This window comes from Actinomadura sp. 9N215, assembly GCF_044326345.1.
Taxonomy (GTDB): domain Bacteria; phylum Actinomycetota; class Actinomycetes; order Streptosporangiales; family Streptosporangiaceae; genus Spirillospora.
The window spans coordinates 83,088-108,209 of the sequence record NZ_JBIRBA010000021.1 but is presented as its reverse complement, the minus strand read 5'-3'; the positions used below and the strand labels follow the sequence as shown (position 1 = coordinate 108,209).

Below are 25,122 nucleotides of genomic sequence, written 5' to 3'. Positions count from 1 at the left end.
TCATGGTCCCGCCATTGGACACCGGCGCGGGCGGGACGCACATCCGTACCGAGCACGGGTTTCGGTAAGGAGGTCCTCGACGAGACGGAGCCGTGCGACCCGGACGCGATGCACGAGGCATTGGTGGCCCTGCGCGAGAATCCGCGTTGACCGCGCGTCATTCTCCAGGCTCACGCCCTTCCGACACAGCCTCCAGCAGTTCGGCGGGCGGTGTGCGTCGTCCGGTGGCCGAGGCCGAGGCGAACGCCGCCTCGCCCAGCTCGGCTCGCAGCGCGGCGACCAGGCCGTCGCCGGCGGGCGAGCCGTCGTCGGCGGTAAGCGGGCCGTCGTCCGCCGCGGGCGGGCCGTCGTCGGAGGCGGGTGGGCCGTCGTCCGTCAGCGGTTCCGGGACGGCGGCCAGGAGTTCGGCGGCCCGGACGGGACGGCCCAGCGCGTGCTCGGCCTCGGCGAGCAGGCGCAGCCCCGTCGCGATGAGACGGTGGTCCTGGGTGGCGATGCCCGTGGTCGCGGCCGCGAGGAGCAGCGTCCGCGCCCGCTCGTGGTCGCCCGCCGCCGCGGCGGTCAGGCCGAGGCCGAAACGGCAGCGGGTCGCGCAGCGCAGGTCGCCGATCCGGAGGAACTCGGGCAGGAGGTCGGCGAAGCCCGCCTCCGCCGCCGCGTGGTCCGCCAGGCGCCGGGCGAGGCTCGTGCGGTGCAGCGCGGCGTGCAGCCGTTCGTGCTCGCTCCCCGCGCGCAGGGCCAGCTCGGTCGCCTCGTCCAGCCAGGCCCCGGCCTCGTCGAGGCGGGTGCCATCCTCGATGACCGTGAACGCCATGTGGTTGAGGCAGTTGGCGCGTTTGACGTGGTCGCCGAGGCGTCCGAACAGGTCGGCGGCGGCGGCCAGCCGGTGCACGGCCGTGCGGACGTCCGGCGCGACGAGCCCGTGCAACGACAGGACCAGCGCCCGGTGCCAGTCGTCGCCCAGCTCCTCGAAGAGCGCGGCGGCCCGGTCGAGCTGCCGTACCGTCGCGTCGCGGTCGCGGCCGTGCACCGCCGTCCAGCCCAGGGCGAGCGCGGCGAGCGCCCGGTCCTCGCCGTCCGTGGCGCGGTCGGCGGCCAGCTCGGCGAACTCCCGCGCCCGTCCGGTGTCCCGGTAGCAGAACAGGACGCAGCAGGTGACCGCGGCGCGCACCCCTTCGCCGCCTTCGGGGAGCGGCCGGACGAGGAGGGCCTCCAGCCAGTCGAACAGCTCGCCACGAGCGCCGAGGACCTCCCAGCCGGTGCCGATCCCGGCCAGGAACCGCCACGCCGCGGCGGTGTCGCCGGTGTCGAGGGCCCGGCGCATGGCCGTCCGCAGATCCGTCCAGCGGTGGTCGAACCAGCGGAGCGCGGCGCGCTGGTCCCGGCCCCGCAGGTCGGGGACGAGCGCGACGGCGTGTTCCAGGTGGTGGCGGGCGTGCCGGTCGCGGGCCACCTCGTGCTCGCCGAGCCCGCGCTCGGTGAGCCTGCGCAGGGCGAACTGCCGGACGCTGTCGAGCAGCCGGTACCGGGTCGTGTCGCCCCGGCGGCGCGAGGAGACCAGCGACCGGTCGAGCAGCCGGGGGAAGACCCGCGCGAGGTCGTCCTCGGTCAGCGGCGGCCAGGCCAGGACCTTGGACGCGGTGTCGTAGTCGAACTCCTGCGGGAACACCGAGCAGCGTTCCAGCAGCAGGCGCTCGTCGTCGTCGAGCAGGTCGTAGCTCCAGCGCAGCGCCTCCTCCAGGGCCCGGTGGCGGCCGGGCCGCGCCCCGCCGGTCAGCAGCGCGAACCGGTCGTCGAGCCGGTCCAGCAATTCCGCGGGAGAGAACGCCCTGACGCGGGCGGCGGCCAGCTCGATGGCCAGCGGCAGCCCGTCCAGCCCCTTGCAGATCTTCGCGATCCGCGCCACGTCCGCCGGGTCCCCGGTGAAGCCGGGCGCGGCGGCGGTCGCCCTGTCGAGGAACAGCCGGACGGCGGGCGCGTCCAGGACGGCGGCGGGATCGTCGTCCTCGGCGCCGGACGGCAGCGGCGGGATCTCGTAGACGAACTCGCCCGCCACCCCGAGCGGCCCGTGCCCCGTCGCGAGGACGCGCAGCCCCTCGGCCGCGGTCAGCAGCCCGGCGACCAGCGCGGCCGTCGCCGCGGTGACGTGCTCGCAGTTGTCGACGACGAGCCACCACGGCCGCGCCCGGATCGCGGACCGGATCAGCGGGCCGATCGCGCGGCCGCCGCCCTCCACCCCGAGGGCGTCCGCGAAGGAACGTTCGACCGGCTGCCCCGGCGGGACCGACGCCAGATCGACGAGGACCGCCTGCGGGAGCGCGGTCGTCGCGTGGGCCAGGTGCAGGGCGACACGGGTCTTGCCGATCCCGGCGGGGCCGGTCAGGGTCACCAGGCGGTGCGTCGTGACGAGCCCGGCGAGGTCGGCGAGTTCGCGTTCCCTGCCGACGAACGACGACAGCGGCAGCGGCAGCGGGAGCGGGAGCGCCCGATCCCGCCGCCGTAGCCGTCCCGCCTGGTCGATCAGGGCCTTCCTGGTGTCCGCGCCGAGCTTGCGCAGCAGCGCCGACACATGGCTCTCCACGGTCCGCTCCGACAACCGGAGCCGGTCGGCGATCTCCCGGTTGCCGAGCCGGTCGGCGACCAGCCAGAAGACCTCGGCCTCCCGCCGGGTGACCCCGGCGTCCCGCAATTCGCCCTCGACGTTGCGCGGTTCCCCCTCGACGTCCCCCACCGCGCTCCTCCTCGTGGATTTCCGTACCGAGCACGGTGGATTTCCGTACTGAGCACGGATGCGCCGTCCCCGTCCGGGGCTGTGAGATGGCGAACGTCCCCGAGAAACGTCTCCGAGAAGGGCAGACCGATGGGAACCTCCGTCACCGATATGATCGCCCATGCCCGCGCGCGGGTTCGTAACCTGACCGTCGCCGAGGTCTCGCTGGCCCTGGAGTCCGGCGACGTGACGCTCGTCGACCTCCGCGAACCCGGCGAGGTCGAGCGCGAGGGCCACGTCCCCGGGGCCGTCCTGGCGCCGCGCGGAATGCTGGAGTTCCTGGCCGATCCGGCGAGCCCGTACCACCGCGCCGAGTTCGATCCCGCCGCGACGACCATCCTGTACTGCGCGTCCGGCGGACGTTCCGCGCTCGCCGCGCTGGCGCTGGAGGAACTCGGCTACGCCGACGTCGCCCATCTCGACGGCGGGCTGGCCGCGTGGAAGGACCAGGGCCGTCCCGTGACGTTCCAGGCGCCCGAGGGCGCCTGACCATGAGCGTGAATCTGGGCGAGAGGTTCGCGCGCGCGCTCGCGGCCAAGGACCGCGACGCCCTTCACGCGCTGCTCGATCCCCGGATCGACTTCAGGGCCCTCACACCGGGACGTCCCTGGGAGGCCACCGCCGCGGCGGAGGTCGTCGACGAGATCATGCTGGGGCGCTGGTTCGAGCCCGGCGACCACATCGAGAGCCTCGTCCAGGTCACCACCGGAAGCATGGGCGATCGCGAACACGTCGCCTACCGGTTCCGGATCCGGAACGGGACCGTCCGCTATCTGGTCGAGCAGCAGGCGTACTACGTGGCGGACGGCGAGCAGATCACCTGGCTCCGCGTCCTGTGCTCGGGATTCCGTCCTGTCCCCGCCGACGCCGACGCCGACGCGGACACCGACGTCGACGCCGGTGATCCGGCGCGGCCATGACCGGAGTGACCGGCTCAGGCCAAGTGGAAGGTGACGAGTTCGAGCGGTACCGCGCGGTGCTGGCGAGGCCGGACGACCACGCCCTGCGCCGCGCCTCCGCCGGACCCGATCAGGACCGCGCGGTCGATCTGCTCCGCCTGGCCGAGGCGGAGCAGCGCGCCGTCCACGGACCGGGGTTCGCGGCGCCGCTGGACGAGCTGGTCGAGGGATACACCGTCCACGAGGGGCTGGTCACCGAGGTCGCGGTGCCGTTGGACCGGTTCGGCGACGTGATCGACCGGGTGCTCGCGCTGGCGCCCGTCCGGCACGTCGCCCTCACCGCACCCCGCCGAAGCCCGCCGCAGCAGGGCTCACCACAGCAGAGCCCGGCACACCGGAGCCCGGCTTGGCGGACGGACCTGCGCTCGGCGCTGCGGGACCCGCACCTGAGCCTGCTGACCTCGCTGTCCCTCGACGGGCTCGGGCTGGACGACCAGGACGCCGTGGCCATCGCCTTCTCCGAGCTCCTCCGCGGCCTGCCCTGCCTGTCGCTGGCGGGCAACCGGATCGGCAGGACCGGCGTCGAGGCGCTCGCCGCCTCGCCCTGGCTGGCCGAGACCGAAGTGCTGGACCTGCGCGGCAATCCCTGCGATCCGCTGCCGCGCCCGGTCTCCCGGCACGATTACGGGGTATTCGAGGCTCGTCCCGTGGTCTATGCGGAACTGCCGCCCGAGGGCTCGGAACTCGTCTCGGCGTACGGCGAACCCAAATGGCTGAGGGTGCCGTTCGATGTCGAGGCATGGCCACCGTCGCGCGACGCTCTCGTTCGTCGGCACCGCTGGACGGGACACCAGAGCATGCCCAGCCGCAACCTCGCCACCTCTTTCGTGAGCGTCGCCGGACTGGCCCGTACCACCACAGAGGCCCACCTCTACATGGACCTGCGGCCGTGCCTATGCGGGGAGCACCGCTTCCCGCGCCGAAGTTTCCTCGCCGTGGCCGGGGAGAACCTCGCCGGGTGTTACAGCGGGTCCTGCGCGGGCTGCGGCAGGCAGCGGGCCTTCGGGTTCCGGCTCCCGCCCGGAGGACGGCCCGGCATGGCGGCGGGCCTGCCGTTCGGGGGCTCCGAGCCGTCCCGCCTGCTGGACCCGGGTGAGTGGCTCACGGTCGCGGACGACCCCGCCGTGCCCGCCGCGCTGGCGGTCGCGGCACTCGACGAGGCCCTGAAATTCGTCCCTCCGGGTGCCGACGCGGTGCCCGAGGCGGCGTTCACCTCCGCCGCGGGCCGGGCCATGCATGCCACGGCCCCGACCCGATTCCGCGCCGACAACCTGAAAGCAGCACACGGGGCGCTCCAGGGCGAAGCGGGCCAACACCAATGAGCCGCGCAGGCAGCGTCATTTCTGGCTGAGGGACACAGGGCATTCCGGCGCCGCGAGCGCCCGCCACGGCAGTGCCGGCGGCGTCTGCAATTCCTTGCCGCACCACGAGCAAGGGTAGGAATGGTCGCCGAACAGCAGGCCGCATCCCGGACACCAGCGTGATTCGAGCACCATTCGTGGACGCGCGATGTCGGAGCCGAGACGGCGCACACCCCACTGCGCGACGGCGCGGACCCTGTCGAGAGGGTCGGCCAGATGCGCGACCAGCGTCTCCAACCCGTCCGGGGAGGCGATGGCGGCGAGCGCGGCGAGGAGGACCAGACGTTGCGGACGGCGGCTCTCCAGCGCTTCGACGAGCTCCGGCACCGCGCTCGCGTCGAGGCGAAGAAGAGCATGAATCGCCTGGTCGCGGACATAGATGTTCGCCACCCGCGGCCAGTCGGCGACCTCCTGAATCGCGCGGCCGACGACGTAGGGCGTCGGCCGGTCCAGGAGGAATCGCCATCGGACTCCGCCGGGCGGAGCGATGAGGGCTTCGGCACGGCGATCGGGCAGACAGATCAGATATTGGTGCACCAGCGCGAGAACGTCGGACGACATGAAGAACGCGTTCACGCCACCGTCGTCCATTGCCTCGTCGGCGAGCCGATCGAGAAACAAAGGCGCGCCCCCCACGTGCGGTCCAGTTTTTTGGATCGCGGCGAGAGTCGTCGCCTTCTCAGTCGAAGTACCGCCCGTGCGCAGTGAAAGAGCACGGGCCCGCTCGATGAGCACGCCACCGCGACCCGACTCCACACGGAGATCCGCCAGCGAACTCCCGATGGACGGCGCCCGATTCGGGAAAGCGAACGCCGAAGGTCTCCAGCCGCCGTCCTCGACCTCGAACGGCTTCCCCGCCTCGGGCACGACAACGGCTCTGCCCAACTGGCCCAGATACCGGGCGACCTCATAGCCGAGGACGAGTCCCATATCCGAGAGCTGGTGACGCCACAAGCGAATCCCGACGAGTTCAGCGAATTCCGCAGCGCCGTCGGCCAACCCCCCGCCGAACACCGAACCGAGGACGTCAGGAGCCTGCCGCAGATCCCACCGATGGATCGCCAAGGGACGCACAGGCCAAGCCCCGTAGCCGACCAGAAATGCCAGACCGTCGTCGGCGCCGTCCACCTCCTCAACGGTCAACCGCCCCAGCGCGTCGGCCACGACGTCCGTGAGCTGTGGCGCGTCACCGACCGGATAGTCCTCAGCCAGGGTCAGATAGTCGACACCGGCCAGCGCCCAGGGATCGCCACCGGTGATCCCGTCCCGGAGCCGAGCGGCGGTCACCCCACCGAGCGCCTCGCGGCAAAGCAAATGAATCCAACCGGACATCCCCACCCCGCCTTCGACCCGTCGATCAAAGCACCACACCGACCGCTCAGCGAGCTAAGTTGCTAACTAGCTAGTATGCTAGCATCGGTTCATGGGTGAGGTGGAGGTCAAGCAGTTCAACGTGTACCTGCCGGTGCCGCTGATCAAGCAGGTCAAACATCACGCGATCGAAACGGGTATGTCCCTGTCGGCGCTGGTCGCCGACGCGTTGCGCGCCTACCTCGACGACGCCCGCGGGCAGCAGGAGCACACTTCCGGGAAGGGGTCATGACATGGCGACCGAAGGGATCGAGGCGGTGTTCCTGGAGACCCGCAACTGGGGCAGGACCGCGAGGTTCGTCCAGGCACTGGGATTCGAACTGGAGATCGCCACCGGCGACGGCTCCGGCGTGTTCCGCCGCGGCGAGGGCCCCTATCTCATCGTCACCGAGAGCCCCGAGGGCCGGCAGCCCGGGATGCAGGTGGCGTTGAAGGTGGCCGACGCGGAACGGTTCGACCCCGATCCGGCCGTCGAGGTGGTCACCCCGTTCCAGGACACCCACTACGGGACCCGGGAGATGACCGTCCGCGATCCGGACGGACGGCTGTGGAGCCTGCAGGCCCCGCCCAAGAGCTGACGCGTGTCCGCGACATGAACTACAGGGGGAGTTCTCAGATGATCGGCAGTGATCTGCGGGGAGCGGTCAAGGGACGGGTGCTGGAGCGCGGCGACGACGGCTTCGACGCCGCCCGCAAGCCCTGGAACCTGGCCGTCGAGCAGCCGGTGGCGGCCGTGGTGCAGGCCGAGGACGCCGAAGACGTGGCCGCGCTGGTCCGGTACGCGCGGCGGTCGGGGCTGACGGTCACCGCCCAGGCCAACGGCCACGACGCCTCAGGCGACGTGGAAGGGGTGATCCTGCTGCGCACCAACCGTCTGGACGGCGTCCAGGTGCACGAGCGGGAGCGGCGGGCCCAGGTCGGCGCGGGCGTGAACTGGGGGCAGGTGCTGGCGAAGGCCGGGCCCGCGAACCTGACCGCCTTGCCCGGCAGTTCACCGGTGGTCAACGTGACCGGATACATGCTGGGCGGCGGCCTGTCCTGGTTCGGCCGCAGATACGGCTGGGCCGCCGACAGCGTGCGCGCCTTCGACATCGTCGACGCCGACGGCGACCGGACCCGGGTGAGCGACACCTCAGACCCGGAACTGTTCTGGGGACTGAGAGGCGGCGGCGGCGACTTCGCACTGGTGACGTCACTCGAATTCGATCTGCATCCGGCGTCGTCGGTGTACGGCGGCCGCGTCATCTGGCCGGGTGCGCGCAGCGCCGAGGTGTTCGACGTCTTCCGGACGATGACCGAACAGGCGCCACCGGAGCTGACCATCTGGTTCAACCGGTTCCAGTTCCCCGGAGCCCCGCCGATGGCGGGCCTGGATCTGACCTACCTCGGCGACCCGCGCGAAGGGGCGGCGCTGGTGCGCCGGATCGACACCGTCGACGGCGTGATCAGCGACAACCGCGGCGTCGTCGCGATGGCCGACCTGGGTGAGATCACCGACGAGCCGACCACCCCGACTCCCGCGATGACCCGTGCCGAGTTGCTGACCGACCCGGACGAGGCCCTGGCGACCGAGCCGATCGACTCGCTGATCGCCGTCCAGGTCCGGCATCTGGGCGGTGCGCTGGCCGAGCCGGGCCACGGTCCGGGCGGAGCACTGGCCGAGCCCTACCTGCTCCAGATGATCGGTCTGGGTGCCGATCCGGAACTCGCGCACGCCGCCCGCACCAGACAGGCGCAGATCGCCGATCGGCTCGGCGCCACCGCCTCCGGACGCAAGCCGTACACGCTGCTGGCCCCCGGAGAAACGGCGGCCGACGCATTTCCCGAACCCGCCCTCGCCCGGTTGCGCGAACTCAAGCGCTCCCGCGACCCGCACGGTGTTTTCCGCGCCAACCACAGCGTCCTCACCTAGCGCCCCCAGCGATCATCGGAGCCATTGCGATCGGTCGGGGCAGATCGTCCTCCGCAGGGGGCCGGGACCCCTCCCGGCCCCCTGCCTCGTTGGCCCGCCGGTCCCGCGCGGGGATCAAGCTCCGATGCGCGGGGCGCGGTCTAGGCGGTCGCCGAGCGCGGCGGCCGTGGCGTCGGCGGCGCCCAGGGAGAAGGCGATCTGCCGTCCCCACAGGAAGTAGCGGTGGACGGGGTAGTCGACGTCCGCGCCGATGCCGCCGTGCAGGTGCTGGGTGGCGTGGACGACCCGCAGCCCCGCCCGGGACGCCCACCATTTCGCGACCAGCGCCGCGGTTTCGGCGGCGTCCTCCTGGCCGGTGTCCATGAGCCACGCCGCCCGCTGCGTGGTCAGCCGGATCGCCTCGGTGTCGAGATAGGCGTCGGCGGCGCGGACCGCCACCGCCTGGTTCGTCGACAGGGGGCGGCCGAACTGCTCGCGCTGGGACGTGTACTCCGCCGTGACCCGCAGAGCCTCCTCACAGACTCCCGTCTGCAACGCCGACAGGGCCACGCGGGCGCGGCGGCGGGCCCACGTGAGCACCTCGGTCCCGTCCGCCGGCAGCAGGTTCGCGGTCTCGACGACCACGCCGTCGCAGCGGACCGCGGCGCGGCTCTCCCGGCTGGTGGCCGCGAGCCCGGTCGTGGTGAGGCCCGCGCCGCCGGTGGGCACGATCGCCATCGCGGTCGTTCCGTCGTCCAGCCTGGCCTGGACGAGGAGCGCGGCGGCCTCCCGCGCCGCGGGGACGGAGAGGAGCTCTCCCGTGAGCGACAGTCCGGTGGGGGTGCGCGTTCCGGTCAGTCCCGCGGCACCGGTGCTCTCTTCCAGCGCGGAGGTGATCGGGGCCGATCCGTCCAGGACGCGGGGCAGCCAGGCACGGACCTGTTCCGGCGTGCCGAACCGGGCGATCGTCAGGGCGGCGGTGACCACCGGCCACACCGGGACCGGCGCGACCCGCCGGCCCTGCTGCTCCAGCACGGCCGCCAGGCCGAGCATGCCCAGGCCGGCGCCGCCCGCCGCCTCGGGCAGCGCGACGCCGAGGAGGCCCGCGTCGGCGAGCGTCCGCCACAGGGTCCGGTCGAAGCCGTTCTCGTCGTTCTCGACCCGCACGACACGGTCCAGGGTCGCGAGGTCGGCGAAGATGTCGCCCGCAAGGTCGAGTACGGCGGCGAGGTCGCCGTCCAGGTCGAAGTCCATGTCAGCTCCTTCCGGGGGCGGTGTTCGCCTCGGGGCGGCGGCGGGCGGCGAGCGTCATGCCGAGGCTCCTGGCCGCGACGATCTCCCGCATCACCTCGTTGGTGCCGCCGCCGAAGGTGTTGTTCTGCGCCCGGCGGCCGAGCGCCTCGACCCGGCCCTCCAGGGCGGCGCCTGGCGTGCCGGGCCGCAGCAGGCCGGCCGCGCCGAGCACCTCCTGGAGCCTGCCGTAGGCGGTCACCACCGCCTCGGTGCCGAAGATCTTGGCGGCCGCCGAGTCGCCGCCGCCGAGGGTGTTCGCGGCGACGTCGGCGACCAGGCGGAGGCTGAACAGCTCCGCGGCGCTGAGGAGGGCGTACACCTCGGCCAGGGCGTGGCGCACCCACGGCAGGTCGTGGACGACGCCGTCGCCGAGCCGCTCCCGCATGGCCCAGGCGAGGACCTCGTCGAAGAGCTCGTTGGCGATGCCGCCGCGGGCGGCGAGCGCGACGCGCTCGTGGTTGAGCTGGTCGGTGATCAGGCGCCAGCCCTCGTTCAGCTCGCCGACCAGGTTCGTCAGCGGCACGCGGACGTCCTCGTAGTACGTCGCCGCGGTGCTGATGCCGCCCACGGTCTTGATCTCGGTGGCGGAGAACCCCGGCGTGTCCGTGGGGACCAGGACGACGGAGATGCCCCGGTGGCGGGGCGCGTCCGGGTCGGTGCGCACCGCGAGCCACACCCAGTCGGCGAAGACGGCCGCGCTGGTGAAGATCTTGTTGCCGTTGACGACGAGGTCGTCGCCTTCGACGCGGGCGCGGGTCTGGAGCGAGGCGAGGTCCGTCCCGGCTCCGGGCTCGGTGTAGCCGATGGCGAAGATCAGCTCACCCGCGAGGATCCTGGGCAGGAAGTAGTCCTTCTGCTCGCGCGTGCCGTGCTTCAGCAGCGCGGGGGCGACGGTGTTCAGGGTGACGAGCGACAGCGGCGCGCCGGCCCGGATCACCTCGTCGTAGAACACGTAGAGCGCTTCGGGGTCCTCGCCGCGGCCGCCGTGCTCGGCGGGGAAGCCGAGCCCGAGCCGGCCGTCCGCGCCCATGCGCCGCAGGATCCGGCTGAAGGTCGGCCCGCCCTCGGTCTGGTGGACGAGCTCGCGGCGGTCCTCGGCGGTGATGATCTCGGCGAGGTAGGCGCGCAGCTCGGCGCGCAGCCGCTTCGACTCCGCCGACAGGTCGGGGTGCAATGGTCGCTCCTTCAGGTGTCCTGGCGCGGCAGCCCGAGGACCCGCCGCGCGATGACGTTGAGCTGGATCTCGATCGTGCCGCCGCCGAACAGGACGGACGGGAGCCCGATGTGGTCGGCGGCGTAACCGCCTGCGGTCAGGGTCCCGGCCGGTCCGAGCAGGGAGATCAGCGCGCGGGAGCCGTCCCGCTGCGCGATCGCGTTGAACACCTTCCGCACGCTGGTCCCGGCGCCGGGGTCGTGCTCGGACGGCCGGGCCAGGACGCCGCGGAGGCCGAGGGCCGACAGCGCCGCCTCGCGGGCGGTGTTGCGGCCCAGCACGCGCAGGGCCTCCGCGCGGGACGCGGCGTGGTCGCCCCGCTCGATCATCGCGCGGACCAGCCCGGCGGAGCCGTGGGTCACCATGCCGCCCATGCTCAGCCGCTCGCTGGACAGCGTCGTCGTGGCGAGTCTCCATCCGTCGCCGGGTTCGGAGACGAGGCACGCGTCGGGCACGAAGACGTCGTCGAGGAAGACTTCGTTGAACTCCGAACGCCCGGTCGCCTGCCTCAGCGGGCGGACGTCGACGCCGGGCGTCCCCATGTCGACCAGGAAGTACGACAGGCCCCGGTGTTTGGGCGCGGCCGGGTCGGTGCGGGCGAGGCAGACGCCCCAGTCGGCCTCGTGCGCCGAGGACGTCCACACCTTCTGGCCCGTGATCGACCAGCCGCCGGGGACCTTCCTCGCCCGCGTGGACAGCGCCGCCAGGTCCGAACCCGCGCCGGGCTCGCTGAACAACTGACACCACACGATCTCGCCGCGCAGCGTCGGCTGGACGAAGCGTTCCCGCTGCTCGGGCGTGCCGTGCGCCAGGATCGTGGGCAGCACCCACTCGCCGATGACGGTCGTCGGCTGGACGACGCCGCGCCGCGCGAACTCCCCGGCGATCACGGACTGCTCGCCGGGACCGGCGCCCAGGCCGTACGGCGGCGGGTAGTGCGGCGCCACCAGCCCGGCCTCGGCCAGGCGCGCCCGGCGCGGTCCGCCGCGCGCGGCGAAGCGCTCGTTCTCCCCGGGGGCGGCGGGCAGGGCCTCGATCTCGTCGAGGACGCGGCGCACGTCGGCCCGCAGTTCGGGGTACGCGTCCTCGTCGACGAACGTGAAGTCGCGGGCGCCGGTGAGGGCGGCTTCGCCGAGCCGGCGGGCCCATTCCTCCTCGGCGCCGCAGGCCGAGGCGATGCTGAGCGCGCGGCGCCAGTACAGGTGCGCGTCGTGTTCCCAGGTGAAGCCGATGCCGCCGTGCAGCATGACGCAGTCGAAGGCCGCGTCGATCCCGGCCGGCAGGGCCGTCACCGCGGCCGCGGCGGCGGCCAGCCGCTGCTGCTCGGCCGGCTGGTGCTCGGCGCGTGCCGCGTCCCAGGCGGCGGCGCAGGCCGTCTCGGCGCGGACGAGCATCAGGGCCGCCCTGTGCTGGACGGCCTGGAAGGCGCCCACCGGCCGGCCGAACTGCACACGCTCCCGGACGTACTCGACGGCGGTGGCCAGGCACCACGACGCGATCCCGGCCGCTTCGGCGGCGAGGGCCGTGTTGACGATCAGGTCGGCGCGCGCCTGGTCCGGCGGGTCCAGGACGTCGCCGTGAGACACCCGGTGGGAGGCCAGTTCCAGCCGCCCCACCGGACGGGTCAGGTCGACGCCCTCGTCGACGTGCACGACGGCGGTCTCCGCCGATACGAGCCGGAACCACAGGACGCGGCGGGCGTCGTCCGCCACGGCGGCCCGGACCACGATCTCCTCTGCCCCGGGCAAGCCAAGCACCGGCATGGAGGCGCCGTCCACCCGCCAGCCGTCCGCCCGCCGCGTCGCGACCAGGCCGGGCGTCGCCGCCAGGGCCCCGGTGGCGCCGCCGGCGAACGCCCCGAGCAGCCGGTTCCGGACCGCCGACGTTCCGGACGCGGCCACGACCGCGCCGGCGATCGCGGTCGGCAGGAACGGGCCCGGAACGAGCGCCCGGCCCAGCTGCTCGGCCACCACGGCCAGCTCCATGAGCCCGGCGCCCGCGCCGCCGTGCTCCTCGGGCAGGTGCACCGCGTGCAGGCCCTGCCGGACGAGGGCGTCCCAGGACCGGGGGCGCTTGCCCGCCGCCAGGTCGGCGAGGGCGTCGCGGGTCGCCGCGACGGGTGCGTGGCGCCGGGCGAAGGCCGCGGCCGAGTCGGCGAGCGCGCGGTGGTCGTCCTCAAGGGGGAGCGGCATGGCGGTCCTCGTCAGAGTCGTTCGAGAATCAGGCAGGTGGTGGCCGCCGCCGCGCAGATCGCGATCATCGCGGTGCGGGCGTCGCGGCGTTCCAGCTCGTCGATCGCCGTGGCCAGCAGCCGGATGCCGGTCGCGCCGGCGGGGTGGCCGAGCGCGATCGCGCCGCCGTTGACGTTCAGCCGGTCCTCGGGCACGTCCAGCTCGCGCGCGAACGCCATGGGGATGGACGCGAACGCCTCGTTGACCTCGAACAGGTCGATGTCGGCCGTTGTCATGCCGGTCCGCTCGAAGAGCCTGCGCGCCGCCGGGACGGGGCCGTCGAGCAGCAGCTCGGTGCTCCCGCCGACCACGCACTGGGCGAGCAGCCGCGCCCGCGGCGTCGCGCCGAGCTCGCGGGCCCGCTCCGCCGACATCAGCAGCGCGGCGCTCGCCCCGTCGGAGACCTGGGAGGACGTCCCGGCCGTGTGCAGCCCGTCCGGGACGGTCGGCCGCAGCCGTTCCAGCGCCTCCATGCCGGTCTCCCGCAGACCCTGGTCGCGGGTGACGAGCGTGCGGCCGCCCTCGCCGTCCGGAGCCTCGACGTGGACGATCTGCCGGTCGAGGGCCCCGGCCGCCCAGGCCGCCTGGGCGCGTTCCTGCGAGCGCAGCCCGAAGGCGTCGATCTCCTCGCGGGTGATGCCGTGGACCGCGGCGATGCGGTCCGCCGCGGTGTACTGGTCCGGCTGGTCGACGTTCCAGGTCGCGGGCCGGGGCGAGCCCTTGCCGAGCTTGATCTCGCCGGCGACGGCCAGCGGGACGCTCGACATCACCTCGACCCCGCAGGCGACGCCGACGTCCAGCGCGCCCATCGCGATCTGCCCGGCCAGCAGCTGCACCGCCTGCTGGGCGGTGCCGCACTGGGCGTCGATCGTGGTCGCCCCGGTGCGCGGCGGAAGGCCCGCGTGCATCCACGAGGTGCGGGTGACGTTGCCGAACTGCTCGCCCGCGGGCGTCACGCATCCGCCGATGACCTGCTCGGCGAGCTCGGGCTCGATCCCGGCCCGGTCGAGGACGCCGCGCTGGACGAGACCGAGCAGCTCGGCCGCGTGCAGCTCCGAGAGCCACCCCGCGCGCTTCCCGAACGGCGTGCGAACCGCATCGATGACCACCGGATTCATCCCGCCATCGCCTTCGCGCTCGCGAAGCGGTGGATCGACTCGACGATGCGGGTGACGTGCTCGTCGGTCAGCCCGTGGCTCATGCCGAGGGTCATGCCGCGCTCGAACACCGCGTCGGCGACGGGCAGCCCCCCGTCGGGGACGCGGTGCTCGACGCCGGCCATCATCGGATGGCGGGTGATGTTGCCGCTCCAGACGGTCCGGGTGTCGATGCCGTCGGACTCCATCGCCTCCTGCAGGTCGCCGCGGGAGAACGGGGCGTCCGCGTCGACCATCACGGGGTAGCAGAGCCAGGCGGTGTCGAGGTCGGCGGTCTGCCGCGGCGTGGTGAAGAAGCCCGGGTAGGCGGCGTAGGCGCCGGTGTAGGCGTCGAAGATCTCGCGGCGGCGCTTGTGGTTCGCCTCCAGCCTGCCGAGCTGGACGACGCCGTACGCCGCGCCGAGCTCGGACGGCTCGAAGTTCCACGGCAGCAGGTCGAAGATGAAGTCGTTGTCGTACTCGACGCCGTCGAGGTCCTCGCGGAACACCCGGCCGGCGCCGCCGCCGAACAGGTTCGGCTCGGAGCGGCGGCCCCAGCGGCGCAGCAGCAGCGCACGGTCCCGCGACTCCTCGTCGTCGACCATCACCATCCCTCCGGTGCCCGCGCAGGTGATGATGTGCGCCATCGAGAAGCTGGTGACGCTGATGTCGGCGCGCGTCCCGGTGGGGGTGCCGCGCAGCTTCGGCCCGAGCGCGTCGCAGCAGTCCTCGATCACCTTGAGGCCGTGCCGGTCGGCGATCGCGCGGATCGCGTCCCAGTCCGGCGCGTTGCCGCCCAGGTTCGGGAACAGCACGGCCCGCGTCCGGTCGGTGACCAGCGCCTCGATCCCGCCGGGGTCCACGTTGTAGGTGTCCGGCTCGACGTCGGCGAAGACCGGGACCAGGCCCGCGCGGACGAGGGGCGCGACGTCGGTGGAGAACGTCAGCGGCGAGGTGATCACCTCGCTTCCCCTGGGCAGGCCGAGCAGTTCGACGGCCAGGTACAGCGCCGACGAGCCGGAGTTGCACATGACCCCGTACCGCTTGCCCGACAGCGCGGGGATCCGGGTCTCCAGCTCCGCCACGTTCCTGCCGATCCGCAGCCCCTGGGGGCCGCCGCGCAGGACGTCGACGACGGCCTGGATCTCCTCCTCCCCGTGGGTCGCGCGGGCATAGGTGATGCGTTCGGTCACGGTGGGCTCCTCGTCGTTGATGGTGGTGCGCGGCCGGTCGGCGGTCCGAGGTGGGCAGTGCGGTCAGCGGTCGGCGGTGAGGACGATCGCGCTGTGCGGCACCGGCGAGCCACCGGTGACGAGCACGTTGCCGAGCTCCTTCGGCGGCTGGTTGACGGACGTGCCACGGATCAGGCGCACGCCTTCGGCGATGCCGTTGACCCCGTGGATGTAGCCCTCGCCGAGCTGGCCGCCGTGCGTGTTGATCGGGAGACGACCGTCGAGACCGACCTCGCCCGCGGCGATGAAGTCCTTCGCCTCGCCCCGTCCGCAGAATCCGTACTCCTCCAGCTGGAGCAGCACCATCGGGGTGAACGCGTCGTAGAGGACGGCCGCGTCGATGCCGTCCGGGCCGGCGCCCGCCTGGTTCCAGAGCTGCCGGGCGACGAGCTCCACCTCCGGCATCTCGTCGATGTCGGGACGGTAGTAGCTGCTCATCGAGATCTGCTGCGGGCCGACGCCCTGGGCCGCCCCGGTGATGACGGCCGGGGGGTGCGGCAGGTCGCGGGCGCGCTCGGTGCTGACGATGACGAGCGCCTGCCCGCCGTCGCTCTCCTGGCAGCAGTCGAGGAGCCGCAGCGGGTCGGCGATCATCCGGGAGTCCTGGTGGTCCGCGAGGGTGATCGGACGCTCGTAGAACCACGCCTTCGGGTTGCGGGCGGCGTGCGCGCGGGACAGCACCGAGACCCGGCCGAAGTCCTCGCTGGTGGCGCCGTACTTCTCCATGTAGCGCCTGGCCAGGAACGCCTCCTGCTGCGCCGGGGTCAGCAGCCCGTACGGGTTGATCCAGTTGCGGTACTCCTGGTCGGTGCTCGCGGTGTAGGCGAACGGCGGCGGGCCGGCGCCGAACCGGTGCCCGGACCGCTCGTTGAAGGCCCGGTAGACCACGACCACGTCGGCGACGCCGCCGGCGACGGCCAGCGCGGCCTGCTGCACGGGGGCGCAGGCGCCTCCGCCGCCGTGCGGGATCCGGCTGAAGAACTTCAGCTCCGGGATGCCGAGGGCGCGGGCCACGGCGATCTCCGGGTTCGTCTCCATGGTGAACAGCGCGAACCCGTCCACCTCCTCGACGCCGATCCGGGCGTCCGCGAGGGCGGCGAGGACGCTCTCGCACGCGAGCCGCCACTCGCTGCGGCCAGAGTTCTTGGAGAACTCGGTGGCCCCGATCCCGGCGATCGCCGCGGCCCCGGAGAATCCGCCCCTCATCGCTCCCCTCCCTGGATCGGTGCCACGACGACGTCGGCGGTCACGTGGGTCCCGCGCGAGTTCCGGCCGGTCACCCGGACGGTCACCGAGCCGCCCGTCACGTCGGTCACCTCGCCGGACAGGCGCATCGTGTCGCCAGGGAAGTTGGGCACGCCCAGGCGAAGCGCGACCCGGACGATCCGGGCGCGCGGACCGGTCCAGTCGGTGATGTAGCGGTCGACGAAGCCGTTGGTGGAGTTGATGCTCATGAAGATGTCGGGCGTGCCCCGCTCCTCGGCCCTGCCGGGGTCGTGGTGGACGTCCTCGAAGTCCTGGGAGGCGATCGCGGTCGCGACGATCAGCGTCCGGTCCAGCGGGAGGTCCAGGACGGGCAGCGGCGTGCCGACCGCGCAGTCCGGGAAGGTCATGCCCGGTCACCTCCGGGCAGGGTAAGGCGGGGCAGGATCTCGCCGTGGGCGTGCTCGGCGAACCCCACCTCCAGCTCCATTCCGATCTTCAGCTCGTCGAGGCCGACGCCGGAGATGTCGGCCACCAGCCGGGTGCCCTCCTCCAGATCGACCAGCCCGACGGCGAGCGGGTAGTCGAACGCGCCGTCCTTCGGGTGGTGCAGGACGGTGTAGCTGTGCAGCGTGCACCGGCGGCTGGCGTCGACGCTGTCCCAGGAGAGGGACCGGCACGAGGCGCAGGCGGGCGCGGGCGGATGCCGCAGCGTGCCGCAGCCGGTGCAGCGCTGGATCGCCAGGCGGCCCGCGCGGGCCGCGGTGAACCAGAACTCGTTGTCCTGGGTGATGATCAGATGGGGGACGGCGGTGCGGACGGCGTCGCTCATCGGCCCTCCTCCTCGGTGCCCGGGGTGCGGGTGCCCGGGGTGACGGTGCCCGGGTCGAACCGCAGCAGCCGGAACCGCTCCTCGACGAGCAGGTCGCCGTGCCGGTCGACGTAGCGCTTGTGCAGCGTGATGAACACCCCGTCGCCGAGCCCGGTGCGTTTCACGGGCGAGACGTCCTCGATGGTGAAGTGGGCGGTCACGTGGTCGCCGGGATGCAGCTCCCGGACGTAGTCCTGTTCCACGTTCGTCGCCACGACCGACGTGAAACCGGCCTCGTCCAGCACCGCGAGCAGCCGCGAGTAGGCGAAGTCCTCGCTCGCGCCCTCCGCCCGGAGCCGGTGGATCTCCCGGTGGCGGCGGTACCCGGCCATGACCCAGGTCGAGATCATCGCGGGCGGGCAGACGACGTCGCGGCGGCCGGTCGCGCGCGCGGCCTCCGCGTCGACGTACACCGGGTTGAGATCGTCGTGCGCCTCGACCCAGTTCCGGATCATCGCCGCGTTCACGTCGTACCTCGCGACGCGGGGCGGCTCCGCCACCTGGCCCGCGAACGGCGCGCAGCGCGCCTCCACTTCGTGCACCATGAACCTCCTGGAAATCGTCGGCCGCCGCCGGACGCCGTCAGGCGACGTGCGCGACGGCGTGGGTGAGCACGGGCGCGTCCCCTCGCTCGGGGCAGGTGGCGGAGAGGGTCAGCGTGTTCCCGTCGCGCCACACCGAGGTCCGGATCGTCTGGCCCGGATGGAGGGAACCGGCGAAGCGCGCGCCGACGCTCCGCAGCCGGTCGGTGTCGCCGTCCAGGACGCCGTCCACGACGGCCTTGGCGACGATGCCGTACGAGGCCAGCCCGTGCAGGATCGGCCGCTCGAAACCGGCCGCCTTCGCGAACTCCGGGTCGGCGTGCAACGGGTTCAGGTCGCCGTTGAGGCGGTAGAGCAGGGCCTGGCCGGGGGTCGTCCGCGACTCCAGGACGTGGTCCGGCGGGCGCTCGGGTGCGGACCAGGTGGCGTCCGGCCCCGGTTCGCCGCCGAAGCCGCCTTCGCCGCGCGCCCAGATCTGCGTCTCGGTCGTCCACAGCGCTTCTCCGGAGGGGGCGCTCGCAGCGCCCTCCAGTACGATCAACGCCGCCTTCCCCTTGTCCCACACGTGCGTCACGCGCGACGACACGGTCGCCTCACCGGCCACGGGGAGCGGACGGTGCACCGTCAGCGCCTGCCCCGCGTGCAGGACGCGGCGCAGGTCGATGTCGATGCCGGGCAGGCTCATCGCCGGAACGCCCCCGTCGCCGGAGGAGACGCCCTGCCCGGCGACCATGGCGAAGGTGGGCAGGACGCGCAGGTCCCGCTCGAAGGTGTAGCGCAGCTCGGGGTCGGCGTCCGCGTCCCGGCCGGCGCCCAGCGACAGGTGGTAGAGCAGCACGTCGCGGCGGTTCCAGGCCAGCGTTCTGCGGGCCGGGGCGGCGGACAGCGCCCTGTCGATGTCAATGCCCATCGTTCAGATCCCGCGTCTCGGCGGTACGTCACGGTTCAGCGCCATACGCGCAGCCTGCCGAGCGGCCGCCCGGAAGCGGACCCGGATCCCACTGAGTGGCGGCGGTGGCCGCGTAACCGAGAATGTGAATTCCCTGGCCATCCCGCCGTCTTGCTCAGCGGGAGCGGAGCGCGGGGGCGCGGGCGGCCCGGCCAGGATCGGCCGTCCGGACACCCCGGCCGTCGACGTCTGGAGCAGCCCATGGATTCCGCAGCCGAGTTCCCCGGCGCCGCCGAGGCCATGGGTGCGCTCACCGGGCCGGGTGGTGAGTTCGAGCCGGTGGCCACGCGGATCCTGGGCGCCCGGCTCGCCGCGCTTCCCAGCCGGTACCGCGCCCTGCACGAGGTGCTCGCCGAGGCCGCCGCCAGGGGCGACCGCGACTACATCGTGACCGCGACCGAGCGGATCGGTTTCGCGCGGTTCGTGGACACCGTGTCGGCCGTGGCCCGCGCCCTACGCGACCAGTACGGCGTCCGTCCCGGCGACCGGGTCGCGATCGCCGCGGCGAACAGCCCCGCCTGGATCACGGTGTTCTGGGCGAGCGTCTCCATCGGCGCCGTGGCGACGGCGTGCAACGCCTGGTGGTCGCGGCGCGAGCTGGCGTGGGCGCTCGACCTGACCGAGCCGCGGGTGATCGTCGCCGACGAACGCCGTGCCGCCCTCCTGGGCGACGCCTCCGTCCCGGTCATCGAGCTTCCCGCCGGGCTCGACGCCCTGACGGCCGGGTACGCGGGCGCGCCCCTGCCGTCGTCCGCGGCCGGGGAGGACGACCCGGCCGTCATCGTGTTCACCAGCGGCACGTCCGGGCGGGCCAAGGGCGCCGTGCACAGCCACCGGAACCTGCTGGCCGTCGTGGAGTATCACCGCTTGAACGACGCGCTGGCGCAAGCCCTCGGGAGCCCCGTCGCGCCGGAGGACAAGCGGTATCTGCTCGCGTCCCCGCTCTTCCACATCGCGAGCCTGCACAACCTCGCCGTCCCGCGCCTCGCCACCGGGAGCACCGTGGTCATGCACACCGGCGCCTTCGACGCCGACCGCGTCCTGCGGCTGATCGAGCGGGAACGCGTCACGCACTGGGGCGCCATGCCGACGATGGCGCACCGGCTGCTGGACCACGGCGACCTGTCCCGCTACGACCTGTCGTCCCTCACGGCCTTCTCCCTGTCCTCGGCGCCGTCGTCGCCCGCGTTCAAGGAACGGCTGCGGCGAGGACTCCCCTTCGCCGCCGATTCGCTGGTGGACAGCTACGGCCTGACCGAGTCGTGCACCGCGGTGACCGTCGCCACGGCCCAGGACCTGGCGCGGTGGCCGGGGACCCTCGGACGGCCCATCGTGACCGTCGAACTGGAGATCAGGGGCCCGGACGACCGGCCCGTCCCGGACGGCGTCGAGGGCGAGGTCTGCGTCCGCAGCCCGTTCAACATGCTCGGCTACTGGAACGACGACGACGCGACGGCGCGGGCCATCGACGCCGACCGGTGGCTGCACACCGGGGACCTCGGCGTCCTGGACGACGGCCGGCTGCGGCTGAGCAGCCGCCGCTCGGACCTGATCATCCGCGGCGGGGAGAACGTCTACCCCGCCGAGGTGGAGGGCGTGCTGGCCGAGCACCCGGCGGTGGCGGAGTGCGTGGTCCTGGGCGTGCCGCACGAGGAACTGGGCCAGGAGGTACTGGCCGTGGTGCTCACCCGGGACAGGACGAGCGTCACCGAGACGGAGCTGACCGAGCATGCCCGCGCGGCCCTCGCCTACTACAAGGTCCCGGCACGATGGCGGATCACGACCGAACCGCTCCCCCGCAACGCGACCGGCAAGGTCGTGCGCAGAGACGTGCCCGTCACCGACCCGGCGTAGTCACCCGCGGCGTCCGGCGCAACGTCTGGCGGGGCGTCGGGCCGGGGTGCGGGCCGCTGACCGTCAGGACGCCGTGCCGCCCAGCCGCGCGCCGAGCAGCATCTCGCAGGAGACACGGATGTCGGCATCCGCCTCCACCGCGGACAGTCTTTCGTTGAGGCAGGACAGCAGCACCCCGTACCAGCACGATTCGAGGAGCCGCATCAGGCGCTCGTCGGCGGGCTCCGGGGCATCGATGCCGGCGACCCGCAGCAGCATGTCGCGGAACGTGCGGTCCGAAGACCAGGGGCCGTTCGCGATGGTCTGCGCGGTCTGGTCCGCCTGAAGGACAGCGCGAGCCAGCCGCGGACGCCGCATCATCTGCTCCCTGGCCCGAACCAACACATTCACCACGGCTTCGAGGGGAGCCTCCGGCGCCGGCCGCGACCGGGACGCCTCCTCCGAGAGCCGTTCGATCTGCTTGCGCTTCACCGCGGTGAACAAATGGATCTTCGAGGGGAAGTAGCGGTACAGGGTGGCGAGCGCGACCCCGGCCTCGTCGGCCACGTCCTGCATCTGGACCCGGTCCAGGTCGTGCACGGACCCGAGCTTTCTCGCCGCCCGGAGGATGCGCTCGTGGCGGTCCTTCTGGCGCGGCGACCTCGGCTCCGCCGCCGGGCGTGCATCGGCGATGCGTGGCACTGCGTCTCCTTCGGTCAATGCCGTCGATTCTGCCGGTCCAGCCGGTCAGATCCAGTCGCCGTCCTGGCCGATCGCGATGAGGCGGGCCAGCGTCTCGGCCGACCAGGTCTGCTCGGGCGCGCCGGCGTGGTGGCGGGGCCGGCCTTCCAGCTGCGAGACGAGTTCCTGGGAGATCGTCCGGGCGGCGGCCGCCACCAGGGGGGCGACGGTCTCCAGCCGGCACTCGGCGTCCCCGACGAGCGAGACGGCCCCGACCGGACGGTCCGGGCCGCGCACGGCCGCGGCGACGCAGGCGATGCCAGGGCTGTGCTCGCCACGCTCGAACGCGATCCCGCCGCGCACGCGGATCCGGTGCATCTCCTGGTAGAGGGTGCCCAGGTCGCCGATCGTGCGCTGGGTCAGCCGGCTCATCGAGTCACCGACCCGCGCGTCGACCTCCTCGACCGGCAGCCAGGCCAGCATCGCCTTGCCGAGCGCGGTGGAGTGGGCCAGGGCGCCGCCGCCCACCCGGGAGGGCACCTCGGCGGCGAACCGGCCGCCCGCCTTGTCGAGGTAGCGGACGCTGGCGTCGTCCAGCACGGCGAGATGCACGACCATTCCGGTCTTGAGCAGCAGTTCGTGCAACACCGGGGCCGCGGCCGCGCGCAGATCGACGAAACCCTGGGCGTCGCCGCCGAGCCGCACGGAGCGCCGGCCGAGCGCGTAGCCGGACGGCGAGTGCTCCAGCCATGCCGTCTTCACCAGCTGATCGAGGATCCGGTGCGTCGTGGACCTCGGGAGGCCCGTCGACTGGGCGATCTCTTCGAGGGTCAGCCGCATGGTCGAGCCGCGGAACAGGTCCAGGATGAGCGTCATCCGTTCGACCATGGACGGAGGAAGCTCCCGCGAGCGGCATCGTGGTCGCCCGACCGTGGCGGCTGAGGTCATCCCGCCCACCTCCAAAACTAAAGTGAATTCTGGTTTCTGCTTCGAAAGGTAGCGCTCACGTGGGCAGAAGGGAAGCGTCAGGATGAACTCCGCCCCGCCAAGCCGTGATCGCATCCGCTCAGTGGGACGCGACCGCGGGCGGCGCCGGAGCGCTCGTTAGCGTCGTCGGGCCACTGCGAATCACCACCGGGAGCCCCGATGAACGCTGACCTCTCCCTGGCGGGCCGCACCGCCATCGTCACCGGCGCGGGCGCCGGGCTGGGCCGCGCCGAGGCGGTCGCCCTGGCCGCGCGGGGAGCCAACGTCGTCGTCAACGACAAGGGCCCGGCCGCGGACGACGTCGCCGCCGAGATCAGGAGGGCGGGCGGCGAGGCCGTCGCCGTGAAGGGGGACGTCGGAGACTGGTCGATGGGCGACACCCTGGTCTCGGCCGCCGTCGACACCTTCGGCTCGCTGGACGTCCTGGTGAACAACGCGGGCGTGCTGCGCGACAGGATGCTGTTCAACCTGTCCGAGTCGGACTGGGACGACGTCATCCGCGTCCACCTGAAAGGGCACGCGGCCGTCTCGCGCGCCGCCGCCGCGCACTGGCGCGCCGCCGCCAAGGCCGCGGACGGTCCCGGCTACGGACGCGTGATCAACACCGCGTCCGAGGCGTTCCTGTTCGGCGGCGCGGGCCAGGCGAACTACGCCGCCGCCAAGGCCGGCATCGTCGCGCTCACGCTGTCGACGTCCGCGGGCCTGGGCCGGTACGGGGTGCGCGCCAACGCGATCTGCCCCCGCGCCCGCACGGCGATGACCGAGGAGACCTTCGCCGCGGGCACCGCCCCCGGCGGGCTCGACGTCATGGCGCCCGAACGCGTCGGCGGCTTCGTCGGATACCTCGCGTCCCCCGCGGCCGAGAAGATCAGCGGCCAGGTGTTCGTCGTCTACGGCGACATGGTCGCGCTGATGGCCGCGCCGACCGTCGAACGGAAGTTCACCGCCCCCGACGGCGTCTTCTCCGTCGAGGACCTCGACGCCCAGCTCACCCCCTACTTCCAGGACCGGGGCCCACACCGGACGTACGCCGCCCACAACGTCGCCGAACTCGACGACACCCGCACCACGACCATGCCCCCGGAAATGTCGATACCGGACGCTAGGGTGCGTCTTCATGAAGACACGCCACAGCAGCCCTCCTGAGACGACCCGAGCGTGAGCCGCTACCGCGGTCCCGCCACCCTGATCAGCAGCGACGGAGAGGAGGTCGAGGTCTACGTCGACCTGCGCGCCAAGCAGCGGGAGTGGTCCGGGACCGCGACCATCGGCGACTTCGACGCCTCCGGTCTTCACGACCGGACGCTGAGGCTTCCAGACGGCCGTGAAGCACAGGTCACGCTCGGCGGTTCGGCAGCCTGGTCCGACGTCATCGCGCTGGTCGGAAACGGTCCGCCGCCCTTCTGACCAGACCCGCAGGTAACCCCGGCAAGGTCGACGAGACCCGCGACCTGCTCGTCGACCGCGTCACCGCGATCGACGTCGTCCGGCAACTGCTCGCGCACGCCATGAAGAACGGGGGCGAGGCTGATGCATGATGGTCACATGAGCGATGATCAGCAGCAGGAGAACACGGCGGATCGGTGGCGGACGCTGCCTCCGCGGACCCCTCTGGAAGACCTGGTGGCCATGCAGGAGGTTCCGCCCAAACCTCAGGTGATCGCGGACCCGGGAAATGTCAAACTCGACGAAGCCACCCGGTACCCGGTCTGACGGGTACTACACGCGGTTACGGCCGGACGGGATGGCCCGGTGTCTGAGTCCTCGCTGCCTGGTGGGTTCGTGAACGTCGGCGTCCGTGTCGGTGACACGGTGCGCCGGCGGCCTGCGGCGCGTTCACCGTTCGTCCATCGGCTCCTCGGCCTGTTGGAGCGGGCCGGGTGGGACGGGGCGCCGCGGTGGCTGGGGATGGATGAACAAGGTCGCGAGGTGCTGAGCTTCGTCGACGGTCACGTGGCGTGGGAGCCGGTTCAGCCCGCCGGGATCGGCGGTGAGGAGAGCCTGGCGCGGGTCGCCGAGCTGGTCCGGGAGTTTCACGATCTGACGGCCGCGAGGGACCTGGCCGGCGGCGAAGAGGTCGTGTGCCATAACGACCTGTCGCCGAAGAACACGGTGTACCGGGACCTGGGTGCCGGGTTGCGGCCGGTGGCCTTCATCGATTGGGACCTGGCGGCTCCTGGACGGCGGATCCACGACGTCGCGCATGTGTGCTGGCAGTACGTGGGTCTGGGGCCCGACATCGTCGACGTCGGCGAAGCGGCTAGGCGAGTCCGGACGGTCTGTGACGCCTATGGGCCGGTCGATCGGGAAGCTCTGATCGATGTGATCTTGTGGTGGCAGGACCGTTGCTGGCGCGGCATCGCGGCCGCTGCCGCAGCTGGCGACCCGGCGATGCTCCGTCTTCGCGAGGCTGGGGCCGTAGGTGAGGTGCAGGCCGCCTACGCCTGGGTGGAGCGGCACCGCGTTGAGCTGGCATCGGTCCTGGTGCCGTAGTCCGCCGATCCCCCACCGCGATCGGCCTCCGGCCAGGCCGTCGCCGAGCGCGGCGAGGGACACGAACTGGGCGCGGGCGCCGAACTTGCGCGGGCGCCGAACTTGC

25 protein-coding genes are annotated in these 25,122 nt (G+C 72.8%); 11 read left to right on the top strand and 14 right to left on the bottom strand.

Annotation, left to right across the window (positions count from 1 at the left end; all coding sequences use genetic code 11):
- Positions 1–157: 157 nt before the first annotated feature.
- Positions 158–2,731 (bottom strand): ATP-binding protein, encoded by a 2,574-nt coding sequence (locus ACH34T_RS30400; RefSeq protein WP_396024366.1) that lies wholly within the window; start codon positions 2,729–2,731, stop codon positions 158–160.
- Positions 2,732–2,860: 129 nt separating this feature from the next.
- On the opposite strand from ACH34T_RS30400, the gene ACH34T_RS30395 reads away from it, so the two are divergent.
- From ACH34T_RS30395 to ACH34T_RS30385, 3 genes are read left to right on the top strand one after another with little or no spacing between them, the layout of a single operon-like run.
- Positions 2,861–3,259 carry a rhodanese-like domain-containing protein gene (locus tag ACH34T_RS30395; RefSeq protein WP_396024365.1) on the top strand — a complete coding sequence of 133 codons (399 nt, stop codon included), beginning with the start codon at positions 2,861–2,863 and terminating at the stop codon, positions 3,257–3,259.
- A 2-nt stretch (positions 3,260–3,261) separates the two neighbouring features.
- Complete coding sequence (locus ACH34T_RS30390) at positions 3,262–3,690, top strand: hypothetical protein (protein ID WP_396024364.1); 429 nt, start codon at positions 3,262–3,264, stop codon at positions 3,688–3,690.
- Positions 3,687–5,051 (top strand): hypothetical protein, encoded by a 1,365-nt coding sequence (locus ACH34T_RS30385; protein WP_396024363.1) that lies wholly within the window; start codon positions 3,687–3,689, stop codon positions 5,049–5,051. The genes ACH34T_RS30390 and ACH34T_RS30385 overlap by 4 nt, the downstream gene beginning before the upstream one ends.
- 15 nt (positions 5,052–5,066) lie before the next feature.
- Here the strand turns inward: ACH34T_RS30385 and ACH34T_RS30380 are convergent, their stop codons facing one another.
- Positions 5,067–6,422 carry a HEAT repeat domain-containing protein gene (locus tag ACH34T_RS30380; protein ID WP_396024362.1) on the bottom strand — a complete coding sequence of 452 codons (1,356 nt, stop codon included), beginning with the start codon at positions 6,420–6,422 and terminating at the stop codon, positions 5,067–5,069.
- 91 nt (positions 6,423–6,513) lie between these two features.
- Between ACH34T_RS30380 and ACH34T_RS30375 the strand changes: the two genes are divergently transcribed.
- From ACH34T_RS30375 to ACH34T_RS30365, 3 genes are read left to right on the top strand one after another with little or no spacing between them, the layout of a single operon-like run.
- Complete coding sequence (locus ACH34T_RS30375; protein ID WP_396024361.1) at positions 6,514–6,693, top strand: ribbon-helix-helix domain-containing protein; 180 nt, start codon at positions 6,514–6,516, stop codon at positions 6,691–6,693.
- 1 nt (position 6,694) lies between these two features.
- A complete protein-coding gene (locus ACH34T_RS30370; RefSeq protein WP_396024360.1) occupies positions 6,695–7,039 on the top strand; it encodes a VOC family protein in 345 nt (114 codons plus the stop codon).
- A gap of 38 nt (positions 7,040–7,077) precedes the next feature.
- Positions 7,078–8,373, top strand: coding sequence for an FAD-binding oxidoreductase (locus tag ACH34T_RS30365; RefSeq protein WP_396024359.1), 1,296 nt, complete (start codon positions 7,078–7,080; stop codon positions 8,371–8,373).
- A gap of 114 nt (positions 8,374–8,487) precedes the next feature.
- On the opposite strand, the gene ACH34T_RS30360 is transcribed toward ACH34T_RS30365, so the two are convergent.
- From ACH34T_RS30360 to ACH34T_RS30315, 10 genes are all read right to left on the bottom strand, one after another.
- A complete protein-coding gene (locus ACH34T_RS30360) occupies positions 8,488–9,606 on the bottom strand; it encodes an acyl-CoA dehydrogenase family protein (RefSeq protein WP_396024358.1) in 1,119 nt (372 codons plus the stop codon).
- 1 nt (position 9,607) lies between these two features.
- Positions 9,608–10,819, bottom strand: coding sequence for an acyl-CoA dehydrogenase family protein (locus ACH34T_RS30355; protein WP_396024357.1), 1,212 nt, complete (start codon positions 10,817–10,819; stop codon positions 9,608–9,610).
- Between the two features lie 11 nt (positions 10,820–10,830).
- On the bottom strand, positions 10,831–13,050 hold the full coding sequence (locus tag ACH34T_RS30350) for an acyl-CoA dehydrogenase family protein (RefSeq protein ID WP_396024356.1): 2,220 nt from the start codon (positions 13,048–13,050) through the stop codon (positions 10,831–10,833).
- A gap of 11 nt (positions 13,051–13,061) precedes the next feature.
- On the bottom strand, positions 13,062–14,207 hold the full coding sequence (locus tag ACH34T_RS30345) for a steroid 3-ketoacyl-CoA thiolase (protein ID WP_396024355.1): 1,146 nt from the start codon (positions 14,205–14,207) through the stop codon (positions 13,062–13,064).
- The gene (locus tag ACH34T_RS30340) at positions 14,204–15,418 is read right to left on the bottom strand and encodes a DegT/DnrJ/EryC1/StrS family aminotransferase (protein ID WP_396024354.1); all 1,215 of its coding nucleotides are present in this window, start codon (positions 15,416–15,418) and stop codon (positions 14,204–14,206) included. The genes ACH34T_RS30345 and ACH34T_RS30340 overlap by 4 nt, the downstream gene beginning before the upstream one ends.
- A gap of 63 nt (positions 15,419–15,481) precedes the next feature.
- Positions 15,482–16,663: a lipid-transfer protein gene (locus ACH34T_RS30335; protein WP_396024353.1), complete on the bottom strand. Its 1,182-nt coding sequence runs from the start codon at positions 16,661–16,663 to the stop codon at positions 15,482–15,484.
- Complete coding sequence (locus tag ACH34T_RS30330; RefSeq protein ID WP_396024352.1) at positions 16,660–17,070, bottom strand: hypothetical protein; 411 nt, start codon at positions 17,068–17,070, stop codon at positions 16,660–16,662. The genes ACH34T_RS30335 and ACH34T_RS30330 overlap by 4 nt, the downstream gene beginning before the upstream one ends.
- The gene (locus tag ACH34T_RS30325; protein WP_396024351.1) at positions 17,067–17,492 is read right to left on the bottom strand and encodes a Zn-ribbon domain-containing OB-fold protein; all 426 of its coding nucleotides are present in this window, start codon (positions 17,490–17,492) and stop codon (positions 17,067–17,069) included. The genes ACH34T_RS30330 and ACH34T_RS30325 overlap by 4 nt, the downstream gene beginning before the upstream one ends.
- Positions 17,489–18,076: a MaoC family dehydratase N-terminal domain-containing protein gene (locus tag ACH34T_RS30320; RefSeq protein WP_396024350.1), complete on the bottom strand. Its 588-nt coding sequence runs from the start codon at positions 18,074–18,076 to the stop codon at positions 17,489–17,491. The genes ACH34T_RS30325 and ACH34T_RS30320 overlap by 4 nt, the downstream gene beginning before the upstream one ends.
- Before the next feature lie 37 nt (positions 18,077–18,113).
- Positions 18,114–18,983, bottom strand: coding sequence for a MaoC/PaaZ C-terminal domain-containing protein (locus tag ACH34T_RS30315; protein ID WP_396024349.1), 870 nt, complete (start codon positions 18,981–18,983; stop codon positions 18,114–18,116).
- A gap of 240 nt (positions 18,984–19,223) precedes the next feature.
- Between ACH34T_RS30315 and ACH34T_RS30310 the strand changes: the two genes are divergently transcribed.
- Positions 19,224–20,876 (top strand): class I adenylate-forming enzyme family protein, encoded by a 1,653-nt coding sequence (locus ACH34T_RS30310; RefSeq protein WP_396024348.1) that lies wholly within the window; start codon positions 19,224–19,226, stop codon positions 20,874–20,876.
- Positions 20,877–20,939: 63 nt separating this feature from the next.
- On the opposite strand, the gene ACH34T_RS30305 is transcribed toward ACH34T_RS30310, so the two are convergent.
- Together ACH34T_RS30305 and ACH34T_RS30300 are read right to left on the bottom strand one after the other, a co-directional pair.
- A complete protein-coding gene (locus ACH34T_RS30305) occupies positions 20,940–21,557 on the bottom strand; it encodes a TetR family transcriptional regulator (protein ID WP_396024347.1) in 618 nt (205 codons plus the stop codon).
- A 45-nt stretch (positions 21,558–21,602) separates the two neighbouring features.
- The gene (locus tag ACH34T_RS30300) at positions 21,603–22,412 is read right to left on the bottom strand and encodes an IclR family transcriptional regulator (RefSeq protein WP_396024346.1); all 810 of its coding nucleotides are present in this window, start codon (positions 22,410–22,412) and stop codon (positions 21,603–21,605) included.
- Between the two features lie 270 nt (positions 22,413–22,682).
- Between ACH34T_RS30300 and ACH34T_RS30295 the strand changes: the two genes are divergently transcribed.
- The 4 genes from ACH34T_RS30295 (at position 22,683) to ACH34T_RS30280 (ending at position 25,016) form a co-directional block, all read left to right on the top strand.
- Entirely contained in the window at positions 22,683–23,669 is a 987-nt protein-coding gene (locus ACH34T_RS30295; protein WP_396024345.1) for an SDR family NAD(P)-dependent oxidoreductase, read from the top strand.
- A gap of 12 nt (positions 23,670–23,681) precedes the next feature.
- On the top strand, positions 23,682–23,930 hold the full coding sequence (locus ACH34T_RS30290; RefSeq protein ID WP_396024344.1) for a DUF4873 domain-containing protein: 249 nt from the start codon (positions 23,682–23,684) through the stop codon (positions 23,928–23,930).
- A 138-nt stretch (positions 23,931–24,068) separates the two neighbouring features.
- Entirely contained in the window at positions 24,069–24,236 is a 168-nt protein-coding gene (locus tag ACH34T_RS30285) for a hypothetical protein (protein ID WP_396024343.1), read from the top strand.
- Between the two features lie 69 nt (positions 24,237–24,305).
- A complete protein-coding gene (locus ACH34T_RS30280; RefSeq protein WP_396024342.1) occupies positions 24,306–25,016 on the top strand; it encodes a phosphotransferase in 711 nt (236 codons plus the stop codon).
- Positions 25,017–25,122: the final 106 nt, after the last annotated feature.